Origin of the sequence: Jatrophihabitans telluris (assembly GCF_023516435.1) — a bacterium.
Taxonomy (GTDB): domain Bacteria; phylum Actinomycetota; class Actinomycetes; order Mycobacteriales; family Jatrophihabitantaceae; genus Jatrophihabitans_A; species Jatrophihabitans_A telluris.
The window spans coordinates 2,468,445-2,491,407 of sequence record NZ_CP097332.1 but is presented as its reverse complement, the minus strand read 5'-3'; the positions used below and the strand labels follow the sequence as shown (position 1 = coordinate 2,491,407).

The following is a 22,963-nucleotide window of genomic DNA, read 5'->3' as shown; positions in this document are numbered from 1 at the left end:
TCACTTAGATCACCGCTCCAGCGTTGGGGTTGAGGACTTCGCCGACACAGAAGGTGGCCTCGTCGGCGAGAAACGCTATGCACAAGGCCACTTCCTCGGCGCTGACGAGGCGTCCCAGCGGCAGCGTGCGCAGGTAATCCGGCGCCCGCCACGGCGAATCCGCGGCCAGTAACGGCGTGTCCGTCGGTCCGGGCGCGACCGCGTTGACGCGAACTCCCCTGCCCGCGACCTCCGCGCTCAGGCTCCGGACCACGCCCAGGATGGCGCCCTTGGCCGCGGCGTAGTGTGCGTCCTCGCTGCCGCCGCCCACGGCCAACTCGCTCGCGACCGCAACAATCGATCCGGTTCCGCGCTCGAGCATCCCGGTAAGCACCGCGCGACTGAGATTGACCAGGCCGCCGACGTGCACGCGCAGCATCCGCGTCCACTGTTGCTCGGTGATGTCGGAGACCGGCAGCATCTCGTAGTACCCGGCGACCGAGACGGCGCAGTCCACGGGCCCGAGGCGCTCTTGCACCTGGGCCACCGCGGCCGCTACCGCATCGGGATCACCGACGTCCACCTGCGCCGTGTAGTCGCACTCCGGGGCGGGGCGCAGATCGAGCCCGGCCACCGACCAGCCCCGTCGTTTGAGCTCAGCGGCGGCAGCGGCACCGATGCCGCTCGCCGCGCCCGTCACGACGGCGGTACCGGCGCTTGGCGTGCCGGTCACGCGGTGGCCGATCGCAGGTCCACGGCCTCGTCGGCTTCCTCTTCCCGGTCGATGACCGCCGCGCTGATGATGCGCGGACGCACCGAGGCGTACACGATCGCTCCGATGACTCCGAGGACGCCGATCATGATCCACTCGGACCAGTCGAGGTAGCGCTGGGGATACACCTTTCGCGGCCACGCGATGTTGAGGAACTCGAAGATGACCCATGCGGTGGCGATCGCGGTCAGGACCAGAGATCCGCGGCCCAGGGTGAACGGGCCCGGCTTCCAGCTACGTCGCAACTGCACGACCAGGAAGCCGATCAGCGGGAACAGGAACGCGAGGAAGAAGCCTCCGGAGGAGAAGTTCACCATGATCGTGTACACGTTCGTCGCGAGATTGCTGAGCAGGAACAGGATCGAGCCCAGCACGGTGGTGACCAGTAGTGCGGCTCGCGGCAGTCGCTGACCCTGGCTCAGGCCCGCCAGCACGGCCGAGCCGGGCAGGGCACGGTCGCGGGCGAAGGCCCAGATCAAGCGTGAGGCCGAGGTCTGCAGCGCGAGGAAGCTGGCCAGGAAGCCCACGACGAACAGAACCTCGACGGGACGGGCGATGCCGCTTCCCAGCGCACTGGTCAGCGTGGAGTAGACGGGGTCGGCGACCGAGCCGTTGGCCACGGCCGACAGGTCCGGAATCGCGAGGATGATCGCCAGGCTGGCGTAGATCACGACCACGGCGATGAAGGTCAGGGAGAAGATCACGGCCTTGGGCAGGTTCTTGCGCGGCTCGTGGACCTCTTCGGCGATGGCTCCCGCACTCTCGAAGCCGACGAAGGAGAAGCCGATGAAGGCCACGGCCACCAGGAAGGGCCCAGACAGGGAGAAGTAGCCACTGGCGTTGCTCGCTCCGGCACCGTGAATGAGCACGCTGAGGGAATTGTGGCGGTGGAACACGAGCAGCCATGTGCCCAGGCCGAGCGAGCCGATCACCTCGGCGATGATGCTCGCCGTCATGAACATCTTCAGGGCCTGCCGGCCGATCAGGTTCAGACCGGTACCGCAGAGCAGGATGACGAAGGCGATGCTCGCTCGCTGAGTCCCGGTGGGAGAGTCGATTCCTGCGATGTTGGCGATGAATCCGGCCGCACCCAGCGCCACGGTCGCCATCGCGATGACCAGCGTCCAGGTGTAGGCCCACCCGGCGAACCACCCGTAGCCGCCACCGAGCAGCCGGCGCGACCACTGGTAGATGGAACCCTCGATCGGCCAGCGCGAGACCAGGGTGGCGAACACGAACGCCACCACCAGCTGCCCGGCGAACACCACGAAGAAGCCCCACCAGAAACGTGGACCTGCTGCCGTGATGGCCAGCCCGAAGATCCCGTACAGCGCCACGATCGGGGAGATGAAGGCGAACGCGAACGCGAACGATGACCACAGATTGAACTCGCGCTTCAGACTGTGGTCCGTGGGCGCGGACGTGAGGGATGACATAGGACCTCCTGGCCGGTTGTGGATACCGATAATCCGCGAGGGCCGGGAAACCTCAAGACGCTGGCTCTGATTCCGCTATGGATCCACAATGCGCGCGCTTGATCTTGTAGGTTCCTACAACCCACGAGCAGGAATTGCGATCAGACGCCCCTACACTCGCTGCCATGGGGGTCGAGGCGGGCACGGCGGCGCCGTCTGCCAACGGCGACGGCGAAGTCGACGGCGACGGCGGCGGCAACGCTGGCGACGAAGGTGGCGGCGGCGGCGAAGGTGGCGGCGGCGGCGAAGGTGGCGGTGGCGGCAACGCTGGCGGCGACGGTGGGGGTGTCAGCCTGCACGAGCTGCTCAGCGTGGCCAACCTCCGCCTGGCACCAGTTGTCGGCGATCCGCATGGGCTGACCCGATCCGTGCGCTGGGCCCACACGACTGAGCTGCTCAATCCCGCGCCGTACCTACGGGGCGGTGAACTCGTCTGCACGGTCGGCGCCTCGCTGACCGACCCGGGAGCGTGTGCCGCGTTCGCCGACTCCATCGCCGCAGCGCACGCGGCTGGGCTGTGCTTCGGCGTCGGCGATGTTCACGACGTAGTCCCGCCGGCTCTCGTCCAGGCGTGTGAGCGTCTCGAACTTCCACTGCTGCAGGCCCCGCTCGGTGCGCCGTTCATCGCCATCGCGGAGTACCTCGCCGAGCGCCGGGCACTGGCCGAAAAGCAGGAAAACCGTCGCGCCGAAGCGTTGATGACCGAGCTGTTGGCGGGGGTTCGCGCTCAGGCGTCGGTGGCGGAGATGCTCGCGATGGCCGCTCGTTCCCTGGGCGGCCATCTCGCCCTGACCGTGGACGGCCGCACGATCGCGGTCGACGACGCGCAGGCGGCCGGAGCTCAGGTCAGTGTGACGGCGACGGTCGACAGCGACAGCACTCTGAGCTGGTCCGGCCCGGGGCTGGGTCCGACCTCCCGGCTGCTTTCCCAGCTGGGCCGGGTCATCGAGCTGGCCTGGCACGAACGCGACGTCGAAGCGTCGCTGCAGCGCGAGCGCATCGGGCAGCTGTTGCTCCTGGTGGGCGACCGGCTCGCGAACCCGCTCGCGCTCCAGCCGATGCTGGAGTCCGTCGGCATCGAACTCGGCCGGTTCGTGTTGTCCTCGTGGCCGGCCGGAGCCGGGCCGCTGTTGGCCGTGCACCTACCCGAGGGTCTGATCGGTGAGGCACCCGGCGTCACCGTTGCCGTCACCGGGACGGCCGCCTCAGCCGTCGCCGCCGCGCGCACGCTCATGCTGGCCTGCGGTATCAGCCGAACCGTCGAACTCGCTCACACCGCGAGTGCGATCGCGGAATCCCGCGCCGCTCTCGAGCTGTCGCGAAAGCGCGGTGTCGTCGTCGGCCCCGACGCGTTGACGAGCCTGGAAGGCCTTCTGGAGCAACAGCCCCTGGAACGACTGGACCCTTTCGTCGACCAGCTCCTGACTCCGTTGATCTCGGCCGACGAGCAGCAGGGAACGAAGCAGGTGGAAACCCTGCGCGCCTTTCTCCGCAACGACGGATCCCTGCAGCGGACGGCGGACGATCAGTACCTGCACGTCAACACGGTCCGCCACCGGCTTACTCGGATCTTTCAGCTCACCGGCCGCGACCCGTTGGTCTTTGCCGATCGGGTCGCGCTGGCCATCGCGCTGTGGGCGCTCGACCGGAACCGGGTACGCCGGGACGGCGACAGTTAGCTCGAAGCCAGTTCGGCGCACGCCGGCCGGTCATCGCGCGAAGAACAGTTCGGTCGGCGACTCCACGAGGATCTGCTGCCGATCGGCTTGTTTCGGCGCCCACTGCCCAAGCAGGTTCAGCAGTTCGCCGGTGTCGCGTTGCCCGTTGGGCAGGTGGGGCCAATCGGATCCCCACAGCAGGCGGTCGGGCCTGGCCGCGACGAGTGCGCGTCCGATCGGTTCCACCGATGACAGCGGCCTGGCCTTGGCGATCCGGTAGGGCCCGGAGAGTTTGATCCAGCACGCGCCGTGGGTGAGCACTCCCAACAGCCGGGCGAAGTCGGTGTCGGTGAGCCCATCCGCTTCCAGCATGTAACCCATGTGATCGATGACGTAGGGATGATCGAGGTCGGCCAGGTACGGCAGTAGGTCCCGCACGATCGTTCCCGGTGTGTAGAACTGCAGGTGCCAGCCACGCGGGGCGGCGCGCGCGGCCATCTTGTGGACGTAGCTGATGATCTCTGCGGTCGGCCACGCTGAGCGGGCGAACAGGTCGAGCCGGATCGCGCGGACGCCGTACTCGTCGAAGCGGTCCAGTTCGGCGTCGCTGACGTCATCATCGATGCGGACCACGCCGCGCGCGGACGGGCCCACCCGGCGCAGGACGTCCAGCAACAGGGTGTTGTCGGTGCCGTAGAAGGTGGGCTGGACGATGACCATGCGGTCGATGCCGAGCACTTCGGTCATCCGCAGATACTGCTCCAGGCTGGCATCCGGGAACGTGTACAACGGATTCGCGACGTGGGCGAATCCCGGCTCGAAGACGTGGAAATGCGCATCACACGCTCCGTCGGGCACCGCGAACGTCGCAGGAGTGTTCGTCTCGGCCGCGCGCATCGGCGTGGTCTGGGCAATATCGGTCATCGCACTATTCCTTTGTCGAGACGGGTTGTGGCCGCCGAAGCGCGAACTTGTCGGTCCGGGCCGCGGCGCCGGCGAACAGCAGGTCGGTGTCCATGCCGGTCAGGTGCAACGGGCACACACCGAGCGGAATGAGTTCGTCCAGCACCGCGAGGTCACCGATGCCTCCGAGCATCAACAGCTTGTCGTTGCGTCGGCAGGCCTGCGCGACGTCGGCTACCGCCTGCTGGATCTGCGGATCGTCGTATCGGCCGGGTATCCCGAGCTCCGCCGAGAGGTCGTTGGCCCCGATCGCGAGCATGTCCACCCCTTCCAACCGCGCGATGTCATCGGCGTTGGCGATCCCGGTAGGGGTTTCCAGCAGGATCTGGACGATCGTCGTGTCGTCCAGCGCGGGGTTGAGTTTCGCTGCGGGGGTGGGTCGCATGCCTAGTTGCGGCACCATTGCCAGTTGTGACCGCTGCCCGCGCGGTGCGAAACGGCAGGCTCGGCTGACGTCACGGGCCTCGGCGGGCGTCTGGATCCGCGGCGCGATGATGCCCTGCGCTCCGCCGTCGAGCAATCGGCCGATGGTGCCGTAGTCCCGTTCGGGTATCCGAACGAAAGGAGTCAGTCCCAGGTCGAGCGCCGTGCTGCACATCTGGGCCGCGACATCGAGCGGGATCGTCGAGTGTTCCAGGTCGACCAGGATGGCGTGGTGCCCGGTCGTGCGGGCGATGCGGACGATTTCGGTCGTGCGGGAACTGCGAATCCCGAGCATGAGCGTCAGGCGCCCGGATCGGAGTCGATCGAGAAAGGCACCGCGGTCGTGGGTCATCAATCGGTCCTCGGTCGTGAGAGGGTCCCGCTGCTCGTTGTGGCCGCGCCGAAGAACAGGTCCATCAAGGCGGGATGGCTGCCGATCTCCTCCGCCGTGCCCGCCAATGCGACCGTGCCCGCGCTCATCACCGTCGCCTCGTGCGCCAGTGAGAGTCCGAAGCGCACGTTCTGTTCGACCATCAGCACCGTCGCACCCCCTCGATTCATCGCGAGGGTGCTTTCACGGATGACCGCCAGGCTGCGCGGGTCGAGACCCAGCGTCGGTTCGTCGAGCAGGACGACGCGTGGTTCGAGCATCATGGCCCGGGCGAACTCCACCATTCGCCGCTGGCCGCCCGACAGGGCTCCGGCGGCCACGTCGGGTCGCTCGGCCAGCGGTGGGAACAAGGTCGCCAACTCGTCGTAGCGTGCTTCGATGTGCTTGCGCCGCCGCCGGATGACGTAGGCGCCCATCAGAACGTTCTGGCGCACAGTCAGCCGGGAGAACAAGCCGTGACGCTGGGGAACCTGCACGACACCCTCGCGCAGTATCGCCTCCGGTGGGCGGCCGGTGATGTCAACCCCACCTACCGTGATGCGGCCCCGCCGAGGCTTCAGGATGCCGCTCATCGCCTTGAGCACCGTCGATTTCCCAGCTCCGTTCGGTCCGACGATGCACGTGATGCCGGCTTCCTCGACGTGCAGGTCCATACCTCGCAGGATGTCGATTCCGCCGTAGCCGGCCCACAGGCCTTCGATGGTGATCATGCGTTGATCTCCTTGGGAACCAGAGCGATCTCGTCACCGAGGTAGGCGTCGACCACCGAGCGCTCGGCACTCACCTCGGCGACCGTTCCTTCGGCGATGACCGCGCCGTTGGACATCACGTAGACCCGTTCGCACAAACTGGCCAGGAAGGGCAGATTGTGTTCGACGAGCAGGATGCCGACCCCGCGCCCCCGCAGGGTGAGCACTGTTTCGGCCAGCCGCTGCGACAGGGCCGGGCTGATTCCGGCGGCGGGCTCGTCGAGCAGGACCACGACCGGCTCGAGCCAGATCACCTGGGCCAGTTCGACGAGCTTGCGTTGGCCGTAGCTCAGCTCGCCGGGGCTGGTGTCGGCGAATTCGGCCAACCCGAGGTCTTCGAGCACGGTCATTGCCCGGGTGCGCTCGGCCTCGGTCACACGTCGGAGCACCAGGCGCCTCGGTGACAACGCCGGTTCTGCCAGCACCAGATTCTCCAGAACGGTCAGGCTGGGGAACAGGCGGGGCAACTGGTAGGTGCGGGCCAGTCCGGCGTGCGCACGTCCAGGCCGGCCGTCGCGATCCAGACGACGCCCGCCCACGCTGATCCGGCCGGACCGGGTGGGGACCGTCCCGTCGATCAGGTTGAACAGGGTCGTCTTACCCGATCCGTTCGGGCCGATAAGGCCGGTGATACAACCTGGTTCCACCCTCAGGCTCACTGAGTCCACCGCCTGGATCCCGCCGAAAGCCTTCGACACGCCTTGCAGTTCCAGTGCCGCCGAATTCGGCGCGCTGGTTCGACCGGTCGGTGCGGGTGGTGACCCGGCGGCTTCGCTCGGTCGCGAGCGCTTCGGTCCGGACCGCCGCCACCGCTCGGTCAGCGTCGGCAGCACGCCGCGCGGCAGGAACAGCACGACCGCGCCGAGCAGTCCGCCGAACAGCAGGAGCCGAATCGCCCCGGAGTCGGCGCCACCGAGATTGGTGCTGGTGAGGTCGGCCAGCGGCTCCACGATGAAGGCACCCACGACCGGGCCCCAGATAGTTCCGCGTCCGCCCAAGAGGGTCGACAGGACGATCAGCACGCTCGTCACGATGTCGAATACCGCCGGCACGTTGAGAAAAGTCACGTAGTAGGCGTACAGACCGCCCGCGATCCCGACGAACGTGCCTCCGAGCACGAAGGCGATCATCTTGTACACAGCGGTGCGCAGGCCGAGCCCAGCGGCCTTGTCCTCGTCGTCCTGGATTGCGAACAGCCCGGCGCCGAGCTTGCTGCGACGAACCAGGATGGACGCGGCAACGGTGAGAACGAGCAGGGCGAGTAACGGGAAGTAGATCGGCCAGGTCTGATAGCTCAAGCTCCAGGTCGGCAGGGGCAGCGCCAGGCCCTGACTTCCCCCGGTGAGTCCTGACCAGGTCGTGGCCACGACGCCCAGCAGCTGCAACGTGGCGAACGTGACGATCACGAAGTACATGCCGCGGGTCCGGCGGGTGACGAGGCTCAACACGGCGGCGGCCACGGCGCAGACCCCGCCGCCGATGAGACAGCCGATGAAGGGAGAAAGCTGCTGCTTGGCGGCCAGGATTCCGGTCGTGTACGCGCCGAGACCGATGAATGCGCTGTTGCCCAGGGAGATGTAACCGGCGTAACCCCCCATGATGTTCCAGCCACTCGCCCCGATGGCGAGGACGAAGGTGAGGATGAGCAGGTTCTGGTAGTACAGGCTGTTCGAGATCAGCGGAAAGGCGATGAGCGCGGCAAGGGCCGCGCTGACCAAGCAGCGCCGGGCCAGGGTGAGGCTCATGTGCCCACGTCCTGTCGAGTGGCCCGGGTGAACAGTCCCTGCGGGCGCACGAGCAACACCACGAGGATCAGCAGCGTGGGCACCGCCGCGGCCCACCGGACGGACACGTAGGTCGACGTGGTGGCTTCGGCGACGCCGAGCAGGACGCCGGCCGCCAGCGCGCCCGGGATACTTCCCAACCCGCCCAGGATGACCACGCTCAGAGTGAGGCCGATCCAGATGTCCTGCGTGTCAGGGGTGAACTGGTACAGAAAGCTCAAGGCGGCGCCCCCGAAAGCCGTGCTGGCGGTCGCGATCGCGAAGATCCAGGCACCCACCGTGGAAGGTTCGACGCCGATCAGACGCGCGCCCTCGGGGTTCTCCGACGCTGCCGTGATGGCGTGTCCGAGCCAGGTGCGCTTGACGACGAGCTGCAGCACGACCGCGACCCCGAGGGCGAACACGCACGCGTACAGCTGTGCACGAGGCACTACGAACGAGCCCAGATGCAAGGACTGGTTGAAGTACTTGGGCGTGGTCGTGGTGGGGTTCGGTCCCCAGATCAGGGCGATAACCGCCTCGGCGACGATCGCGAGCGAGAACGTGGCCACGATGGTCAAACCGTGGTCGATGCGCTGAACGCGCTCGATCACCAGCTTGTACAGCACCAGTCCCAGCCCAGCCAGCGGAATGGTGACGATGAACGAAGCGAGGATGGGGTCGATGCCGAAGCGCGACCACAAGCTGTAACACAGGTACGCCGACAGGATCAGGAACGCGCCCTGCGCCATGTTGACGATCTTCATCACGCCGAAGGTCAGCGTGAGACCGGTGGCCATCAGCGCGTACACGGCGCCGATGAGCACCCCGAAGATGACAGTCTGAACGAGCTCGACCATCAGCTTCGCCAGCCAGGCTTGGTGATGAGGGCGTCCGACGTGGTGGCCGCTGACGCGGGCGCGATGATCTCGAGCTGACCGGACTGCCACTGGGCCAGCAGCAGGCTGCCTTCGGGAACCCCGGTGGAGTCCCACTTGAGCGGGCCGACGATGGTCTGGACGGTGTGACTGTGCAGCCAGCTGGCCATGGCCTTCTGATCGACCTTGCCGACGGCCCGCACGGCGGCGGCCAGCACCTGACCGGCGGTGTAGGAGTTCGCGGCGTCCTCGGTAGGCGGCGCACCATACTTCTTGGTGTAGGCGGCGACGAAGGCGGCGTTACCGGCGTACTTCGCCTTGGGACTCCAGGCCTCGGCGGTGAAGATTGCCTCCGCGTTCTGCTTGCCGATCGCGGTCGGGTATGTCTCGTCCGTCGGAGCGTTGGTCTGGAACATCAGCTTCGGGCTGAAGCTGATCTTCTCCAGTGACCTGACGAACTGAGCACCATCGTCTGCGACCGCCCCTTGGAAGACGATGTCGGGCTTGGCGTGCGCGATCGAGGATGCGATCGCGTCGAAGTTCGTGGTACTCGGGTCGTAGGTCTGGTTGTAGACCGACTTGATGCCGAGTGCTTCCAGCTTGGTCTTGAAGATCGCGATGGCCGGACTGGCACTGGGATCGTCCTGGGTGAGATAGGCCGCTGAGCTGGGACGTTGACTGCTCGGCAGGCCGGAGAGCCACTCCACGAACCGGTCGGGCAGATGGTCGGTCGTTCCAGGCTGAGCGAAGAAGAGATTGCTGAAACCGCGGGTGAACAGCGAGGCGGAGCCGCCGGACGGTTCGACGTAGAGATACCCCTGGCGAGCGGCGATCGCCGAGGCCGGGGCGTTCAGCAACGACGAGAATGTGCCGAGCAGGAGATCCACCTTGTCCTTACTGATCAATCTCGTGTACTGGGCGCCGGTCTGGGTGGGGTCGAAACCGTTGTCGAGGACGTCGAGTGACACCTGGCGGCCGAGCAAGCCGCCGGCGGAGTTCACGTCAGCGGCCCACAGCTGGTAACCCTGCAGGCCGGACTTGGTGACGTCGGCGACGGGCCCGGTCATCGGCAGCGACATCCCGATCTTCAACGGTCCCGACGCCTGCTGCGAGCTGGGCGTGCCGGATGAGCACGCGGCGATCGTGAGCGCCGCCGCAGCCAACACGACGGCTACGCGTCTCGGTGCGCGCGTTTGCTGGTTAGTCATTGCCGGACTCCTCGTTGATGGGTGGGAAGGGTTCGCCGTCGAGACCCGGAACGGTCACGGCGGCGGGGTCGTTGCCGCTGTCGATGAGCTGCTGGCTCGCGTAGTCGGTCACGGCGCCGGACAGCAACTGGCGGGAGTCCTCCATGACGACGCGCAGCCGGGTGGTCATCGCCCGCCAGTCGGTGGCGTCGGCGATCGCGGGCTTCTCCGCGACGCTGCGGGACCCAGCACCCAGCGGGGTCCGTTCCCCGGACCGTGGAGCGAATTCCGGGTAGCCGGCGAACATGTCGGCACCCAGCTTCGACGTCGCGTCGAGCGAGGCCCACAGCGCGCGATAGCCGTCCTCGAAGCCCGCGACGGCTGAGCCGTTCGTGCCGTCATAGGCGGGAAAGACAGGCGCGTGCGGTGCGATGTACAGATGCGCGGGCCGCAGTCGATTTCGGGCGGCCGTGCGGATGACCCCCGCAACGCTGTTTGATTCCTCGGTGACACCGGCCGTGGCGCGGCCGGCTCGGCCGGCGACGATGACCATCGCGCGTTCCCAGTCGAGATCGAGGCCGTCGAACCAGCTGATGAGCCGGTGCGCCAGGTCGAGTCCGGTGAGGAAGAAGGTGGCGATCATGATCCGGCTGAACGGCACCGGCAGATCCTGCGCGGGACCTTCGAGGTATTCCTCTCGCACGGCGTGCATGGTGAACGCGGCCGGGCGGTCCAGGGCCTGACTCAACCGATGCTCGGTGACGCGACAGCTGTAGTCGACCATGCTCGCGATCGCCGCTTCCCGGCCGCGGAAGGCCGTGACCCGGATGTGGTCTCGCCACAGCTCGATCGAGTTGGCTGCGCGCGCGGCCTTGCAAGCGTCCAGGAGCCGGGCGGCGTCGGCGCGCCAGCTGCCGTCCGGATCCTGCTGGGCCATGACCGAGAGGGTGGCCAGTGCCGGTCCGAGATGCGAGACGGCGGCCAGTTCCTTGAAGCCACGGGTGGACAGGCGAAATGGCTGGATTACCGGGGACGATCCGCTGCCGGCGAAGAACGCGATGTCCGTGCCGGTCGCCACGATCAGCGGCTGGTCGGCACACGAACGCATCGCCACCTGCGCGAAGTGCGCGCCGATGCTTGCCGGCCCGGCGGTGTAGGTGGTGAACAGGTCGAGGAGTTCCGGGCTGTCGAACGGCGGCATCAGACATCGGTCCTTGTGAGGGCGTACCGGACGGTGCTGCTGGAGAAGCGGAGGTCACGGTCGAGTGAGTTCGAGACGATCAGTTCCGTGCGGTGCCTGCCGACGAGGCAGGCGACATCCGTGCCGCCCGACGTCGGGAAGGTCAGGACCGGACGCAGCCGCGAACCGTCCCAGCGGTAGATCACCGAGTCCAGTTCGGGCTGGGGGTCCGAGGGGTTGCCGAGGATGAAGTTGATGCGGACGACCAGGATGTCGTTGCCCTGCCGCAGGACCGCGAGCTCTCGGGCCCCTTCACCGGCAAGGACCTGGACGGTGATGAATTCCCGCCCGGTCCACCGCAGGACGGTGCTCGTCCCGGTTATGCACGCCACGACCAGGTGGGTCGCGCCACCATCGACGAACGTTGCGAAAGCCCGACCTCCGCTTGCGGCCACCGACTGATACGGCTGCAGCCTCGTGCCGTCCCAGCGGTAGAGCATGCTGTCGGACAGGTGGTCGGCGTGGGCGACGAAGAAGCCGTCCTCGACGCGGAACGCGTGCCAGTTGTAGGCCCAGCGGGACGGGATCCGCTGGTGCTCGACGAAGGACGCGCCGTCCCACTCGTACACCACGGAGTCGAGATTGTGCGCCTCCAGCCCCGGGGCCGGAACGCCTTGGGCGAGGCCCAGGAAGTGGCGCCCGGCCACGGTCCAGTACTTCCACTGCCTGGCCGCGAAGGCAGGCACCGTCTGGAACAGCTCGAATCCCTCCCCGCTCCAGCGGTAGATGTGCGACTCGGTGGCGAAGGTGTACGGGCCGGCGCCGGTGCGGATGCTGGCCACCGCCAGAAAGGCCTGGTCGCCGATCGTGAAGAACTCGGCGTCCTCTCCACCGGGCGCCGGCAGCTCGGACCACGGCACGAACCGGTCATCGACCCGCTGGAGCAGCAGGAGGTTGGTCGCGCTGTCGCCGCCATGCATGCCTGGCTTGCCGTGCGGGACGTCGGTCGCGAACTGGGGGATCGCGAGCAGCTGCAAGCCGCCGACGCAGAACGGCATCACCGCGCGCGCTCCCGAAGTCGGGATGCGCTGGAGTTCGGTGAGCGTCAGAGCCATGGGCCTACTACAGCGTCGAAGCGTAGCCAAAACAAGTAACCAGGAGTTACTATCTCTGACCCCAGGCGTTAATGGATGTGACACATGCTCGATGTTCGGAAACTGATCATGCTCCGCGCGGTGGCCGCCGAAGGCTCGATCGCAGCGGCCGCGCGGGAGCTGCGTTACACCCGATCAGCCGTATCCCAGCAGCTGTCGGCGCTCGAGAGCGAGGCCGGCGCCGCGCTGGTGGACCGCGTCGGAAACCGCATCACCCTCACGCCCGCCGGCATCACTCTGGTCGAGCACACGGAGCGGATCCTGGTTGAGCTGCGGGCCGCCGAGGCAACGCTTGCCGGTGACGACCTGGAGGTCAGCGGTCTGCTGCGGGTGGGCGTGCCCTTCGGCGAAGGCCCCCGGATCATGAGCAAGGCGCTGACGGAGGTTCGCCGGCGCTTTCCTCGCATCGAGATCCGGCTGGTGGCGACGACCGATTCGACCGGGGCGGGAGAGGTCAGCCGAGGAATGCTGGACATGGCGATCATCTCCCGGTTCGGCGTGGCCCGAGGCCGCCACACCGAGGGCTTGCGGGAGTGGGTACTCAGCCATGATCCGTTGCGCCTGTGCGTGCCGTCGAGTCACCCCCTGGCCGATCTGGAGCTGTGTTCGGCCGCAGACCTGGTCGACGAGGCCTGGATCATGCTTCCGTCCAGCCCACTCGGCCAGCTCACGACGACGCTGTGCGCGATGGCCGGATTCGAGCCGCAGGTAGCGGCGACCGTGAACGACGTCGGGACCGCTATCGGGCTGGTAGGCATCGGGTGGGGAATCACGATTGCTCCGGAGTTCACGCCCGCCGATTCGAAGCTGCGGATAGCGCGGATCCCGATGTCCAACCTGGACACCGTGCGCCACAGTGTCCTGATCGTTCGGGATGGGGAACACCTGTCCCCACGAATCGCCGCAGCCATCGCGGCTGTTCGAGCGGTCAGCGCGGTGCGTCGGGCGGCACCTGAGCCGGACTGAGCCGGACTGAGCCGGACTGGGCCGGACTGGGCCGAACTGAGCGGCGTCCGCTCTTACCGGTCTCGCGCGACGATCCGTCCGCGAACCTCACCGAAGCCGATCACCGAATCCCCGGGTCCAGGTGCGGTGGCGGTGATGACGACCTCGTCGCCGTCCTCGAGAAAGGTGCGCGTCGATCCGTCCGGTAAAGACAGCGGTTCGCTGCCGCCCCAGGACAGTTCGATCAACGAACCACGCTGGTCGGCTCGTTCACCGCTGATCGTGCCGGAGGCGTAGAGGTCACCGGTTCGCAGCGAGGCCCCGTTGGCCGTCAGGTGCGCGAGCATCTGCGCGCCGGTCCAGTACATTCCCGCGAATGGCGGACTGGAGACCAGCCAGCCGTTGAGACGCACCTCCAACCGGATGTCGAGGCCCCACGGCTCGGCCTCGGCGTCATCGAGGTAGCCGAGCAGCGGCACGCTCCGGTCGGGCGGTCCCACCCGGGCGTCGCCCAGCGCGGCGAGCGGGACGATCCAGGGTGAGATCGAGGTGGCGAACGACTTGCCGAGAAAGGGGCCGAGCGGCACATACTCCCAGGCTTGGATGTCTCGCGCGGACCAGTCGTTGACCAGGCAGACACCGAAGACGTGGCGCGAGAAGTCCTCGAGCCCGACGGGTTCGCCCAGGGTCGAGGATGTGCCTACGACGAAACCGATTTCGGCCTCGATGTCCAGGCGAGTCGAGGGTCCGAAGACTATTTCGCCGGTCGGAGTTCGCCGCTGGCCCGACGGACGAACGATGTCCCTACCCGAGGCGACGATCGTCCCGGAGCGGCCGTGGTAGCCGATCGGGAGGTGTCTCCAGTTCGACGTCAGGGGTTCCTGGTCCGGCCGGAACATCCGTCCGAGATTGGTAGCGTGCTGTTCAGAGGCGTAGAAGTCGACGTAGTCGGCGACGGTGAAGGGCACGTGCATGAGGACGTCGTCGACGGGTATCAGGTGCGGCAAAACGCGGGAGCGGTAGCTCGGCTCGCTCAGCCAGGTTGTGATCGATTCCCGTACCCGTTGCCAGGCCGATGGACCTGCCGCAAGCAGCACATCGAGTGACCCGACGGCGACGAGGCCGGCCAGGTCAGGGGCGAGTTCGTTCATCGCGGCGTTCAGGTCGAGCACGAACTCTCCGATGGCAACGCCGACTCGGGCCGTCGGGAGTGCGGCGGTGTGGAACACCCCGTACGGCAACGTGGCCAGGCCGAACGGATGCCCAGGGGGGATGGCGAGCCAACTCGCGGCGGCCGGCGGCGTGGTCACCCGATCGGCCACTGATCCTCCTTTATCAGACCAAGATCGAGCAGACCAAGATCGAGCAGACCAAGATCGCGCAGACCTGTTACGGGATCGGCGATGCTGCAGGTTCCGAAGCTTCGGAACTGCTGGCGAGCACGTGTGGCCGTCGAGACGTCGATTCCGGCGACCGCCTCGGCGACCCTGCTCGGATTACGCTCCGCGAGGGCGGCTGTGATGTGCGCCAGGTCGTGCCCGCTCACGGCTTGTGCGGTCGCCCAGATCACGTTGAGGTAGCCGTGGTGCTCGAAACCGGTGTGCGGATCGCGATGGCGAATCGGATCGTGCAGACCGGCCGTCAGCTTGAACGGCACACCGGCCGCGACGCTGGCCTGGATCGCCGTGGCCAGCCGGCGCTCGTCCGGGAAGGCCGCTGCGTCGGTTCCGCCCGTACGCAGCTTGAGCCGCACTCCGGCCCTCGCCAGCGTATCGATACTGGATCGGCCGACATCGGGCCACGGCAACTCGACGTAGGTGCGAGTGTCGGCGGGGACGTGCTCGGTCACCAGTTCGAGAAGCCGGCCGAGACCCTCGGCCGGAGACGGAATCTCCAATGACAGCAGCGTGGTTCGGGTCTCGGTCGCCGCTCGCTCGAGCGCGTCGGGCAGCGAGCCGACGCCACCGGGCAGGGTCATTGAGATCGCCAGACGGCCGCCGTCGGGCAGATCGGCGAGCAGCTCGTCCCAGCGGGTGTCCGGGCAGATCAACGGCCCGAGCACGGCTGACCAGGTCGAGGCCTGCCAGGCCAGGTGGGATCGGACAGCGGTCGACATCGGCGCGTTGCCGGGCGGAAAGATCGCGGCGTCGTCGAGCAGCCCGCGAAAAAGCACCATCCGCGATCGTCCCGGATGGTCAGCGGTAGGCGGGCGGATCACGAAGGTCCTCGCCCGGACCAGGACCAGGCGTAGCTGGGGTCATCGGCGGCCCGTCCCGCCTCGCCGAGCTCCAGCGGACGGAAGGTGTCGACCATGACCGCGAGTTCGTCGAAACGCTCGGCACCGAGACTGGCCTCGATGGCGCTGGGCTGCGGACCGTGCGAGTGGCCACCGGGGTGCAAGGAGATCGAGCCGATACCGATCCCGGATCCCTTACGCGCCTCGTAGTCGCCGGCGACATAGAACATGACCTCGTCGCTGTCGACGTTGGAGTGGTAGTAGGGCACCGGCACTGAGAGCGGGTGATAGTCGACCTTGCGCGGCACGAAGTTGCACACCACGAAGTTGTTGCCCTCGAAGACCTGATGCACCGGTGGGGGTTGGTGAATCCGTCCCGTGATCGGTTCGAAGTCGGCCACGTTGAACACGTAGGGATACAGGCAGCCGTCCCATCCGACGACATCGAAGGGATGCCGGGGGACGACGTGGACCGAACCGGCCAGCCCCATCGGTCCGGTGCCGCGGTGCTTGATGTACACCTCGACGTCCTCGCCGTCGCTGGTGTGCGGCTCGCTCGGTACCCGAAGGTCACGCTCGCAGTACGGTGCGTGCTCGAGCAACTGACCGTAGCGCGACAGGTAGCGCTTGGGCGGCGCGATGTGACTGTTCGCCTCGATGATGTAGAGGCGCAGGCGCTCGTCCCCGGCGGGCAGCCACCGGTGCGTGGTCGCTCTCGGCAGGATGACGTAGTCGCCGGCGCCGACGGTGAGGTCACCGAACACCGTTTCGACCACGCCGCTTCCGGCTTCGACGAAGACGCATTCGTCGCCCGTGGCGTTACGGTACAGCGGTGATGGCTGGTCCGCGACGACATAGCTGATCCGCACATCTGCGTTCCCCAGCACCAGCCTTCGTCCCCGGACCGCGTCGACGACGGTTCCAGCCGGCTCGGTGAACAGCTCGTGCAAGCGCAGATGCAGCGGCTTCAGAGGCTGATTCGGCACCGTGCTGTGGTCGGGCAGGTCCCAGGTGCGCGCATCGACGATGGCCGACGGGACGTGGCGGTGATAGAGCAGGGATGAGTCCGAGGAGAACCCCTCCTCGCCCATCAGCTCCTCGTAGTACAGGTTGCCGTCCGCGTCGCGATGTTGGGTGTGACGCTTGGCGGGGACGCTTCCGAACCGTTGGTAGTGAGCCATCTCAAATCTCCAAGGAGCCGAAGAGTGCCGGTGTCCATCGGCGGGGGGCCGGCGGGTGGGTCAGAAGTTGCCCCGCTTGGCCTGCTCGCGCTCGATCGCCTCGAACAGGGCCTTGAAGTTGCCCTTGCCGAATCCCAGCGAACCGTGGCGCTCGATGAACTCGAAGAACACCGTCGGTCGGTCCCCGGTCGGCTTGGTGAAGATCTGCAGCAAGTAGCCGTCCTCGTCACGGTCGACGAGAATCCCGCGCTGCTGCAACTGATCGATGGGCACGCGAACCTGGCCGATGCGGGAGCGGAGCTCCGGGTCCTCGTAGTAGGAGTCGGGCGTGGCGAGGAATTCGACCCCCTCGGCCACGAGCGCGTCGACGGTACGCAGGATGTCGTTGGTGGCCAGCGCGATGTGCTGCGCACCCGGACCGCGGTAGAACTCCAGGTACTCGTCGATCTGGGACTTCTTCGCCGCGATCGCCGGCTCGTTCAGCGGGAACTTGACCCGGTGGTTGCCACTCGCGACGACCTTGGACATCAACGCCGAATAATCGGTTGCGATGTCATCGCCGATGAACTCGGCCATGTTCGTGAAACCCATGACGCGGTTGTAGAAACCGACCCATTGGTCCATGTTGCCTAGCTCGACGTTGCCGACGATGTGGTCCAAGGCCTGAAAGATCCGCTTGGGGGCGCCCTCGCGCTTGACCAGGCTGGATGTGCGGGCCACGTAGCCCGGCAGGTACGGCCCGTCGTACTTGGAGCGGTCGATGAGCGTGTGCCTGGTCTCGCCGTAGGTGGCAATGGCCGCTGAGCGGACCGTTCCGTGTTCGTCGCTGATGTCGTGCGGCTCGACGAGCACCGTGGCACCTTGGGAGCGCGCGTGTTCGATGCACTTGTCCACGTCCGGCACTTCGAGGGCGATGTCGGTGATGCCGTCGCCGTGGCGCGCATGGTGGGCGATGACCGCGCTGTCCGGGTCCACCCCGCCGTTGATGACGAACCGCACGCCGCCGCTCTTGAGGACGAAGGACAGGTGGTCACGGTTGCCGGTCTCCGGCCCGGAGTAGGCGACCAGCTCCATGCCGAACGCGGACTGGAAGAAGTGCGCGGTCTGCGTCGCGTTTCCGACCGCCCAGACGGTTGCGTCCCAGCCGGTCACCGGGAAAGGGTCGGTGGCCGAGTCGTACTCGACGAGGCCGACCAGCTGCTTCAGGCTCTCGAGGTCGAGGTCGGCCAGGCGTTCCTCGTTGGTCAGCGTGTCCTGCAGCGACATTCGTGTGTCCCTTCGCGGTCCGGGGCGTCCAGTGCACTGCCTCGACTGTCGACCGTCAGGGCGCGAATACGCAAGCTGTCCAGCTTGAGGTCGCCAAATAGCCGAGTTGGGCCAGTTGGGCTGGCCAACAGCTAGCCACAATGACTACCTTTGACCCATGACGTCCCACACCGGCGCGTACCAACCGGATCATCTGGATCTCGCCCTCCTAGGGGCGTTGCGTGCCAACCCCCGGGTGGGCGACCTCGAGCTCTCGCGGCTGGTCAAGGTCGCCCGCGCCACCGTGCAGAGCCGGCTGCGTCGGCTGGAGGAGTCCGGAGTGATCGCGGGGTGGGGACCGGAGATCGACGTCACCGCAGCCGGATACCCCGTCCAGGCCTTCGTCACGTTGGAGATCGCCCAGGGAGCGCTCGACGACGTCCTAGCGGAACTCAGTTCGCTGCCCAACGTGCTCGAGGCGTACGTGACCACCGGCGACGCCGACGTTCTGTGCAAGGTCGGCGCCTCGTCCCACCTGGATCTGCAGGACGCGCTGCTCGCCATCAACCGCACCGGGGTCATCGTCCGCTCCACGAGCGTGGTCGTCCTGTCGACCCTGATTGCCCCACGCAGCATGCCGCTGCTCGGCACCCTCATCTCCGCAAGAGAGCCCCGGGCCCCCGCCTATCGGTGAACGCTGGGCCCCCGGCGTCGAGCGGTCAGGCGGCGAGCGGTCAGGCGGCGGTCGGGCGGTCGGTCGGTCGGGCCGGCCTATCGGGTTGGCGTGCGGTTGTCGTCCTGGCTGGCCACCCGGAGGCTGAGGCGTGCCGCAAGTTCGGTCCGTGAGGAAAGCCCAAGTTTCCTCAGCAGGTTGGCCACATGGTTCTCCGCGGTCCGGTCGGAGATTCCCAGCGACCGGGCGACGGTTCGGTTGCTGCACCCTTCGGCGATCAGCAAGGCGACTTCTCGTTCTCTGCCGGTCAGCGCGCCCAGCATTGCCGTCACCTGCGCACCCTGGTCCTCTTGTGCCTGCCAGCGACCGCGCAGTATCGCGTGGTGAGAGGCCGCCGTCAGGTGCGGTTGGAGCACGGACATGGCCGCGACATCGCGCGCGGAGAAGTCCGCGCTGCGGCGGTTCAACCCGATGCCGATAACCTGATTGCCCTCGATCGCAAGGGAGAACGCGAGCTGGTGGTTCGTCTCCAGGGGCAGGAAGACCTCGTGATAGAGATCGAGTCGACGCAGCTCGGACAGGCAGATGAAGTCGGACATGCGCAGGGGCCGGGGGTCGCGGGTCTCGGCATAATTACGCACGAGGGGATGCTGGTCGATGAAATGAGCGAAGGCCTCTTCGAGCTGCGGACGTGGCACCAAGGCCGGTTCGAAGTACGTCTGGGTCGCGCCACCGACTAGATCGATCTCGTTGTAACTGATGAGATCGCACGGCACGACGCTCGACAGGCCGGCCATGAGAACCTGGGCAAACTCTGCCGGACCCGTGGTCTCGTGGGCAGCGCCGAGAAGATTCAGGATGGCCTGAAAATCCGCCGCACTCAGTTCTGCGGAACTCACGTCCCGTGTCCATATCCCCGTTGGCCGCCTGTCACTGCTGACAGACGACCGCAGTAATTCAGCGCCCTTGAAATACCACGCAATCGGCAACACGGTCAAGACTTTGCCTCGGCCCGAGTCAGGCGAAACCGACCGACGCGGCTGTCCGAGCGGGCGGGCCGGTGTCGGATAGGTAGATGTACTCATTGATCGACTTCGGCACCGGATGGGATCGTCCGATCGGCGGCCAGGTCGCTGGTCGTGCCCGAGCCGACGGAGGACGCAATGCGCAAAGTACTGACGGGGGTCACGGTGGCGGCGTTTGCCGTCGGCGTGGCAGTGACAGGCGGGGCGGGCGTTGCGTCCGCCTCGGTCCCGCATGACCATGACATCCAGACCGTGCGGGTGAGTGGTGATGCTCAGGGCACGCATTTCAGCACGACCACTCTTCACGAGGGGGCCATCAGATTCGACATCAGCACGACCAACCCGAACGGAACCGGGGTGACTTTGTTCAGCCTGCATCGTGGAGTCAGTCTGTCGATGCTGGGCGCTGACCTCGCGGAGGAGTTCTCAGGGTCGCCGGACACTGCGGCCAAGGGAACCCGGGATATCCAACGCGATGTCACCCTCTACGGCCTCGCCGATGTCAACCCGGGGACTCCGGTGAGCGCGACGGTCTCCCTCGAGGACGGCACCTACTACTCCTTCGACTCCAACTCCGGCCAGCTTCCGAGCACGGCCAACGTCACTCGCCTCACGGTCCGCGAGAGTCGAGGGGGCGACTCCCGCTGGCGCCCGCGTCCCGGGCACCGGATCGCCAGTGTCGCTCTGACCAGCAGCGATCGGTTCGTCGTGCACGGTCACTTGCCGGCGCACGGCTCGGTGCTCGTGAAGAACGTGTCCGACACGCTGCACTTCATGCTGCTTCAGCCGGTACAGCCGGGAACAACCGATGCTCAGGTGCAGGCGTTCCTGGCCTCGGGATCCAGTGACCAGCCGCCGTTCGCGGTGGACGGCCCGTCGGTGAGCACCGACGTACTTTCGCCCGGCAAGAAGCTCGTCCTGAGCTACTCGCTGCCGAAGGGCACGTACGTCCTGCTCTGCTTCGTCGCCGACGACACCACCGGAATGCCGCACGCCGTGATGGGCATGCACAAGGTGATCACGATCGGCTAGATCCGGCCCGCTGCGCGAAGAACGGCCCGTTCCGATTCCGGAGCGGGCCGTTCGACGTGTACATGGAACCGAATCGACTACCCAGGCGCTTACGGGTAGGCATGGCGACATGGAGGGGATGTCGTGGGGGAGCGGGCGCGTCGCGCCCGGCCCTCTTCCGAGCAGGCAGGTCCGTTCCACGCTCCGCCGGCGAGCGCCTTCGCAGGTGCGATTCACCAGTATTGCCGGCGATGCCGCGGTCGCCGTCTGAACCAGCACCTCTCTCGTCATCTCGAAGAGCTGTTCCCCTCTGAAGGAAAGGAACTTGTCCACGCCACACTCCCGTGCGGCTCGTACTCAGCTCGGTCCTGAAGCGAGCTAAACAGGCGGGGAGTCCTTCGCGGACTGCGGCAACGCTCGGCGACGCGTCGACCTGCGAACCGGGCCGTCCGTGTGGCACTACCGTCTGGGCTGTGACGACGACGCGGCTTGATCGGTGGGAACGACGTACGGAATGGCCATTGGCCGGCTCGGCGGCGGTTTTCCTCGCCGCGTACGCGTGGCCGATCCTGGAACCGAGTCTCGTGCACGGCTGGCGGCGAGCGTGCGAGATCACGGTGTATGCGGCGTGGCTGCTGTTCGCCGTCGACTACACGGCGCGGGTGGTGTTGGCCGACCGTCGGCTCCATTTCGTCCTTCACCACCTACCTGATCTGGCGGCGGTGGCACTGCCGGTGCTGAGGCCGCTGCGACTGTTGCGGCTGATCGCCTTGATCCGGGTACTGAACCGCAGGGCGACCGACAGTCTGCAGGGGCGCGTCGCGCTGTACGTCTCGAGTTCGGTCGTGGTCGTCATTTTCGTAGCTGCCCTGGCCGAGCTGGACGCCGAGCGGGGGCACATCGGCGCCAGGATTCAGACTTTCGGCGACGCTGTGTGGTGGGCGATCACGACCGTGACGACGGTGGGCTACGGCGATCGTTATCCGGTCACCACGGACGGCCGGTTGGTCGCGGTTGGCCTGATGCTGGCCGGAATCGCACTGATCGGGGTCGTGACGGCCTCTATAGCGTCCTGGCTCATCGCCAACGTGCGGGCCGCTGAGGCTGACACCGAACACGCCCTGCAGCGCCAGATCACGGCGCTCCACACGGAGCTGCTCGAGATCAAGGCCCTACTGAAGGCCGACGCGGCAGACCGATGACCGAGGTCTCGTCACAGGCACGCGACCGGTCATCGCCCGGGCTCAGGGGCGGGAGGCGGCTGGGCCGGTTTGCTCGCGTGCCGCTCACCTGGACTTCGCCCCGCATGCGCCAGGACCAGGTCGGGGTGCAGTTCGCCGGTGGTGATGCGTCTGGCCACCTCGGCGATAAGGCTACGGTGGTATCGGCTGTATTCGCGAAGCACCCCGAAGGCGTCGTCGATTCCCAACGTGCCCCGCTCGGCGAGCATGCCCTTGGCCTGCTCGACCATCAGCCGATTGTTCAGAGCGGTCTGCAGTTGTGCGGCCAGCCGATCGCTGCGCCGCAGCGCCCGCTGCTGGAGAATTCCGATGGTGGCCACGTCCGCCAAAGCTTGCGCGATCGCAACCTCGCCTGCGGTCATGGCGTGCTGGTTGGTGAACAGCAGACTCAACGCCCCGATGGTGTCCGCACGTAGGCGCAGGGGAAGCGCCTGGGCCGAGTTGAACCCTGCCGCCCGAGCGGCCGGGGCGAAGCTCGGCCAGCGTGCTTCGACCTCGGCCTCGGCAAGCTGACTGACGGCGACGGGGACCCCGCTTTCGTAACATTCCAGGCAGGGCCCGTCGGCGTTCTGGAGCTCCAACAGCTCAAGCAAACGGATCTCCTCATTGGAGGCTGCGGCGACGCGGAGCTTGCCGGACTGATCGCTGAGCATCAGCGCGGCGGCGTCGCAGCGCAGGAGGTCCACGCAGGTATCGGTGAGCCGGTGCATCAGGTCGACGGGGTCGTAGTCGGTCACCAGGGTGTCGGCGAGCGCGACGAACACGGCTCCAAGTCGACGGTCACGCTCAGCCGCCTGGCCGGTCGCTGCGAACGAGTCGTTCGCTGTCATTTCA

Annotated in this window: 21 protein-coding genes; 5 read left to right on the top strand and 16 right to left on the bottom strand. The window is 67.0% G+C overall.

All coding sequences use genetic code 11. The features are described from left to right. Window positions 1-4: 4 nt before the first annotated feature. Together M6D93_RS11640 and M6D93_RS11635 are read right to left on the bottom strand one after the other, a co-directional pair. Window positions 5-712, bottom strand: a complete 708-nt coding sequence (locus M6D93_RS11640) for an SDR family NAD(P)-dependent oxidoreductase (RefSeq protein WP_249769370.1) — start codon at window positions 710-712, stop codon at window positions 5-7. Further along, on the bottom strand, window positions 709-2,187 hold the full coding sequence (locus M6D93_RS11635; RefSeq protein WP_249769369.1) for an APC family permease: 1,479 nt from the start codon (window positions 2,185-2,187) through the stop codon (window positions 709-711). The genes M6D93_RS11640 and M6D93_RS11635 overlap by 4 nt, the downstream gene beginning before the upstream one ends. Before the next feature lie 164 nt (window positions 2,188-2,351). Between M6D93_RS11635 and M6D93_RS11630 the strand changes: the two genes are divergently transcribed. After that, on the top strand, window positions 2,352-3,905 hold the full coding sequence (locus tag M6D93_RS11630) for a PucR family transcriptional regulator (RefSeq protein ID WP_249769368.1): 1,554 nt from the start codon (window positions 2,352-2,354) through the stop codon (window positions 3,903-3,905). A gap of 30 nt (window positions 3,906-3,935) precedes the next feature. On the opposite strand, the gene M6D93_RS11625 is transcribed toward M6D93_RS11630, so the two are convergent. The 8 genes from M6D93_RS11625 to M6D93_RS11590 are packed head-to-tail and all read right to left on the bottom strand — an operon-like array spanning window position 3,936 to window position 12,533. Next, complete coding sequence (locus tag M6D93_RS11625; RefSeq protein WP_249769367.1) at window positions 3,936-4,808, bottom strand: amidohydrolase family protein; 873 nt, start codon at window positions 4,806-4,808, stop codon at window positions 3,936-3,938. A 4-nt stretch (window positions 4,809-4,812) separates the two neighbouring features. After that, on the bottom strand, window positions 4,813-5,622 hold the full coding sequence (locus M6D93_RS11620) for an HpcH/HpaI aldolase family protein (RefSeq protein ID WP_249769366.1): 810 nt from the start codon (window positions 5,620-5,622) through the stop codon (window positions 4,813-4,815). Then, window positions 5,622-6,371: an ABC transporter ATP-binding protein gene (locus tag M6D93_RS11615; RefSeq protein ID WP_249769365.1), complete on the bottom strand. Its 750-nt coding sequence runs from the start codon at window positions 6,369-6,371 to the stop codon at window positions 5,622-5,624. The genes M6D93_RS11620 and M6D93_RS11615 overlap by 1 nt, the downstream gene beginning before the upstream one ends. Further along, on the bottom strand, window positions 6,368-8,155 hold the full coding sequence (locus M6D93_RS11610; protein ID WP_249769364.1) for a branched-chain amino acid ABC transporter ATP-binding protein/permease: 1,788 nt from the start codon (window positions 8,153-8,155) through the stop codon (window positions 6,368-6,370). The genes M6D93_RS11615 and M6D93_RS11610 overlap by 4 nt, the downstream gene beginning before the upstream one ends. Continuing rightward, the gene (locus M6D93_RS11605) at window positions 8,152-9,033 is read right to left on the bottom strand and encodes a branched-chain amino acid ABC transporter permease (protein WP_249769363.1); all 882 of its coding nucleotides are present in this window, start codon (window positions 9,031-9,033) and stop codon (window positions 8,152-8,154) included. Before M6D93_RS11605 ends, M6D93_RS11610 begins: the two co-directional genes overlap by 4 nt. Then, on the bottom strand, window positions 9,033-10,259 hold the full coding sequence (locus M6D93_RS11600; RefSeq protein WP_249769362.1) for an amino acid ABC transporter substrate-binding protein: 1,227 nt from the start codon (window positions 10,257-10,259) through the stop codon (window positions 9,033-9,035). Before M6D93_RS11600 ends, M6D93_RS11605 begins: the two co-directional genes overlap by 1 nt. Next, window positions 10,252-11,439 (bottom strand): DUF5624 domain-containing protein, encoded by a 1,188-nt coding sequence (locus M6D93_RS11595; RefSeq protein WP_249769361.1) that lies wholly within the window; start codon window positions 11,437-11,439, stop codon window positions 10,252-10,254. Before M6D93_RS11595 ends, M6D93_RS11600 begins: the two co-directional genes overlap by 8 nt. Then, window positions 11,439-12,533, bottom strand: coding sequence for a hypothetical protein (locus M6D93_RS11590; RefSeq protein WP_249769360.1), 1,095 nt, complete (start codon window positions 12,531-12,533; stop codon window positions 11,439-11,441). The genes M6D93_RS11595 and M6D93_RS11590 overlap by 1 nt, the downstream gene beginning before the upstream one ends. 84 nt (window positions 12,534-12,617) lie before the next feature. Here M6D93_RS11590 and M6D93_RS11585 point away from each other — a divergent pair, with 84 nt between their 5' ends. After that, the gene (locus tag M6D93_RS11585; protein WP_249769359.1) at window positions 12,618-13,538 is read left to right on the top strand and encodes a LysR family transcriptional regulator; all 921 of its coding nucleotides are present in this window, start codon (window positions 12,618-12,620) and stop codon (window positions 13,536-13,538) included. A gap of 53 nt (window positions 13,539-13,591) precedes the next feature. Here M6D93_RS11585 and fahA read toward each other — a convergent pair whose 3' ends face one another. Genes fahA through hppD form a run of 4 tightly spaced genes read right to left on the bottom strand, consistent with a single transcriptional unit; the run spans window position 13,592 to window position 18,200 of the window. Beyond that, window positions 13,592-14,839, bottom strand: a complete 1,248-nt coding sequence (fahA, locus tag M6D93_RS11580) for a fumarylacetoacetase (protein WP_249769358.1) — start codon at window positions 14,837-14,839, stop codon at window positions 13,592-13,594. Next, entirely contained in the window at window positions 14,824-15,693 is an 870-nt protein-coding gene (locus M6D93_RS11575) for a hypothetical protein (RefSeq protein ID WP_249769357.1), read from the bottom strand. The genes fahA and M6D93_RS11575 overlap by 16 nt, the downstream gene beginning before the upstream one ends. A 38-nt stretch (window positions 15,694-15,731) precedes the next feature. Beyond that, window positions 15,732-16,934: a homogentisate 1,2-dioxygenase gene (locus M6D93_RS11570; RefSeq protein ID WP_249769356.1), complete on the bottom strand. Its 1,203-nt coding sequence runs from the start codon at window positions 16,932-16,934 to the stop codon at window positions 15,732-15,734. 60 nt (window positions 16,935-16,994) lie between these two features. After that, the gene (gene hppD, locus M6D93_RS11565) at window positions 16,995-18,200 is read right to left on the bottom strand and encodes a 4-hydroxyphenylpyruvate dioxygenase (protein ID WP_249769355.1); all 1,206 of its coding nucleotides are present in this window, start codon (window positions 18,198-18,200) and stop codon (window positions 16,995-16,997) included. Between the two features lie 157 nt (window positions 18,201-18,357). Between hppD and M6D93_RS11560 the strand changes: the two genes are divergently transcribed. After that, window positions 18,358-18,873 carry an Lrp/AsnC family transcriptional regulator gene (locus M6D93_RS11560; protein ID WP_249769354.1) on the top strand — a complete coding sequence of 172 codons (516 nt, stop codon included), beginning with the start codon at window positions 18,358-18,360 and terminating at the stop codon, window positions 18,871-18,873. 77 nt (window positions 18,874-18,950) lie between these two features. Here the strand turns inward: M6D93_RS11560 and M6D93_RS11555 are convergent, their stop codons facing one another. Beyond that, a complete protein-coding gene (locus M6D93_RS11555; protein WP_249769353.1) occupies window positions 18,951-19,844 on the bottom strand; it encodes a helix-turn-helix transcriptional regulator in 894 nt (297 codons plus the stop codon). A 171-nt stretch (window positions 19,845-20,015) separates the two neighbouring features. On the opposite strand from M6D93_RS11555, the gene M6D93_RS11550 reads away from it, so the two are divergent. Beyond that, window positions 20,016-20,909, top strand: a complete 894-nt coding sequence (locus M6D93_RS11550) for a hypothetical protein (protein WP_249769352.1) — start codon at window positions 20,016-20,018, stop codon at window positions 20,907-20,909. 452 nt (window positions 20,910-21,361) lie between these two features. Continuing rightward, on the top strand, window positions 21,362-22,090 hold the full coding sequence (locus M6D93_RS11545; protein WP_249769351.1) for a potassium channel family protein: 729 nt from the start codon (window positions 21,362-21,364) through the stop codon (window positions 22,088-22,090). Window positions 22,091-22,119: 29 nt separating this feature from the next. On the opposite strand, the gene M6D93_RS11540 is transcribed toward M6D93_RS11545, so the two are convergent. After that, a complete protein-coding gene (locus M6D93_RS11540; protein ID WP_249769350.1) occupies window positions 22,120-22,959 on the bottom strand; it encodes a GAF and ANTAR domain-containing protein in 840 nt (279 codons plus the stop codon). Window positions 22,960-22,963 lie beyond the last annotated feature (4 nt).

Coding starts and splice junctions, on each gene's coding strand:
- M6D93_RS11635 (WP_249769369.1), bottom strand. CDS start 2,187: ATGTCATCCCTCACGTCCGCGCCCACGGACCACAGTCTGAAGCGCGAG.
- M6D93_RS11630 (WP_249769368.1), top strand. CDS start 2,352: ATGGGGGTCGAGGCGGGCACGGCGGCGCCGTCTGCCAACGGCGACGGC.
- M6D93_RS11625 (WP_249769367.1), bottom strand. CDS start 4,808: ATGACCGATATTGCCCAGACCACGCCGATGCGCGCGGCCGAGACGAAC.
- M6D93_RS11620 (WP_249769366.1), bottom strand. CDS start 5,622: ATGACCCACGACCGCGGTGCCTTTCTCGATCGACTCCGATCCGGGCGC.
- M6D93_RS11615 (WP_249769365.1), bottom strand. CDS start 6,371: ATGATCACCATCGAAGGCCTGTGGGCCGGCTACGGCGGAATCGACATC.
- M6D93_RS11610 (WP_249769364.1), bottom strand. CDS start 8,155: ATGAGCCTCACCCTGGCCCGGCGCTGCTTGGTCAGCGCGGCCCTTGCC.
- M6D93_RS11605 (WP_249769363.1), bottom strand. CDS start 9,033: ATGGTCGAGCTCGTTCAGACTGTCATCTTCGGGGTGCTCATCGGCGCC.
- M6D93_RS11600 (WP_249769362.1), bottom strand. CDS start 10,259: ATGACTAACCAGCAAACGCGCGCACCGAGACGCGTAGCCGTCGTGTTG.
- M6D93_RS11595 (WP_249769361.1), bottom strand. CDS start 11,439: ATGCCGCCGTTCGACAGCCCGGAACTCCTCGACCTGTTCACCACCTAC.
- M6D93_RS11590 (WP_249769360.1), bottom strand. CDS start 12,533: ATGGCTCTGACGCTCACCGAACTCCAGCGCATCCCGACTTCGGGAGCG.
- M6D93_RS11585 (WP_249769359.1), top strand. CDS start 12,618: ATGCTCGATGTTCGGAAACTGATCATGCTCCGCGCGGTGGCCGCCGAA.
- M6D93_RS11575 (WP_249769357.1), bottom strand. CDS start 15,693: ATGGTGCTTTTTCGCGGGCTGCTCGACGACGCCGCGATCTTTCCGCCC.
- M6D93_RS11570 (WP_249769356.1), bottom strand. CDS start 16,934: ATGGCTCACTACCAACGGTTCGGAAGCGTCCCCGCCAAGCGTCACACC.
- hppD (WP_249769355.1), bottom strand. CDS start 18,200: ATGTCGCTGCAGGACACGCTGACCAACGAGGAACGCCTGGCCGACCTC.
- M6D93_RS11560 (WP_249769354.1), top strand. CDS start 18,358: ATGACGTCCCACACCGGCGCGTACCAACCGGATCATCTGGATCTCGCC.
- M6D93_RS11550 (WP_249769352.1), top strand. CDS start 20,016: ATGCGCAAAGTACTGACGGGGGTCACGGTGGCGGCGTTTGCCGTCGGC.
- M6D93_RS11540 (WP_249769350.1), bottom strand. CDS start 22,959: ATGACAGCGAACGACTCGTTCGCAGCGACCGGCCAGGCGGCTGAGCGT.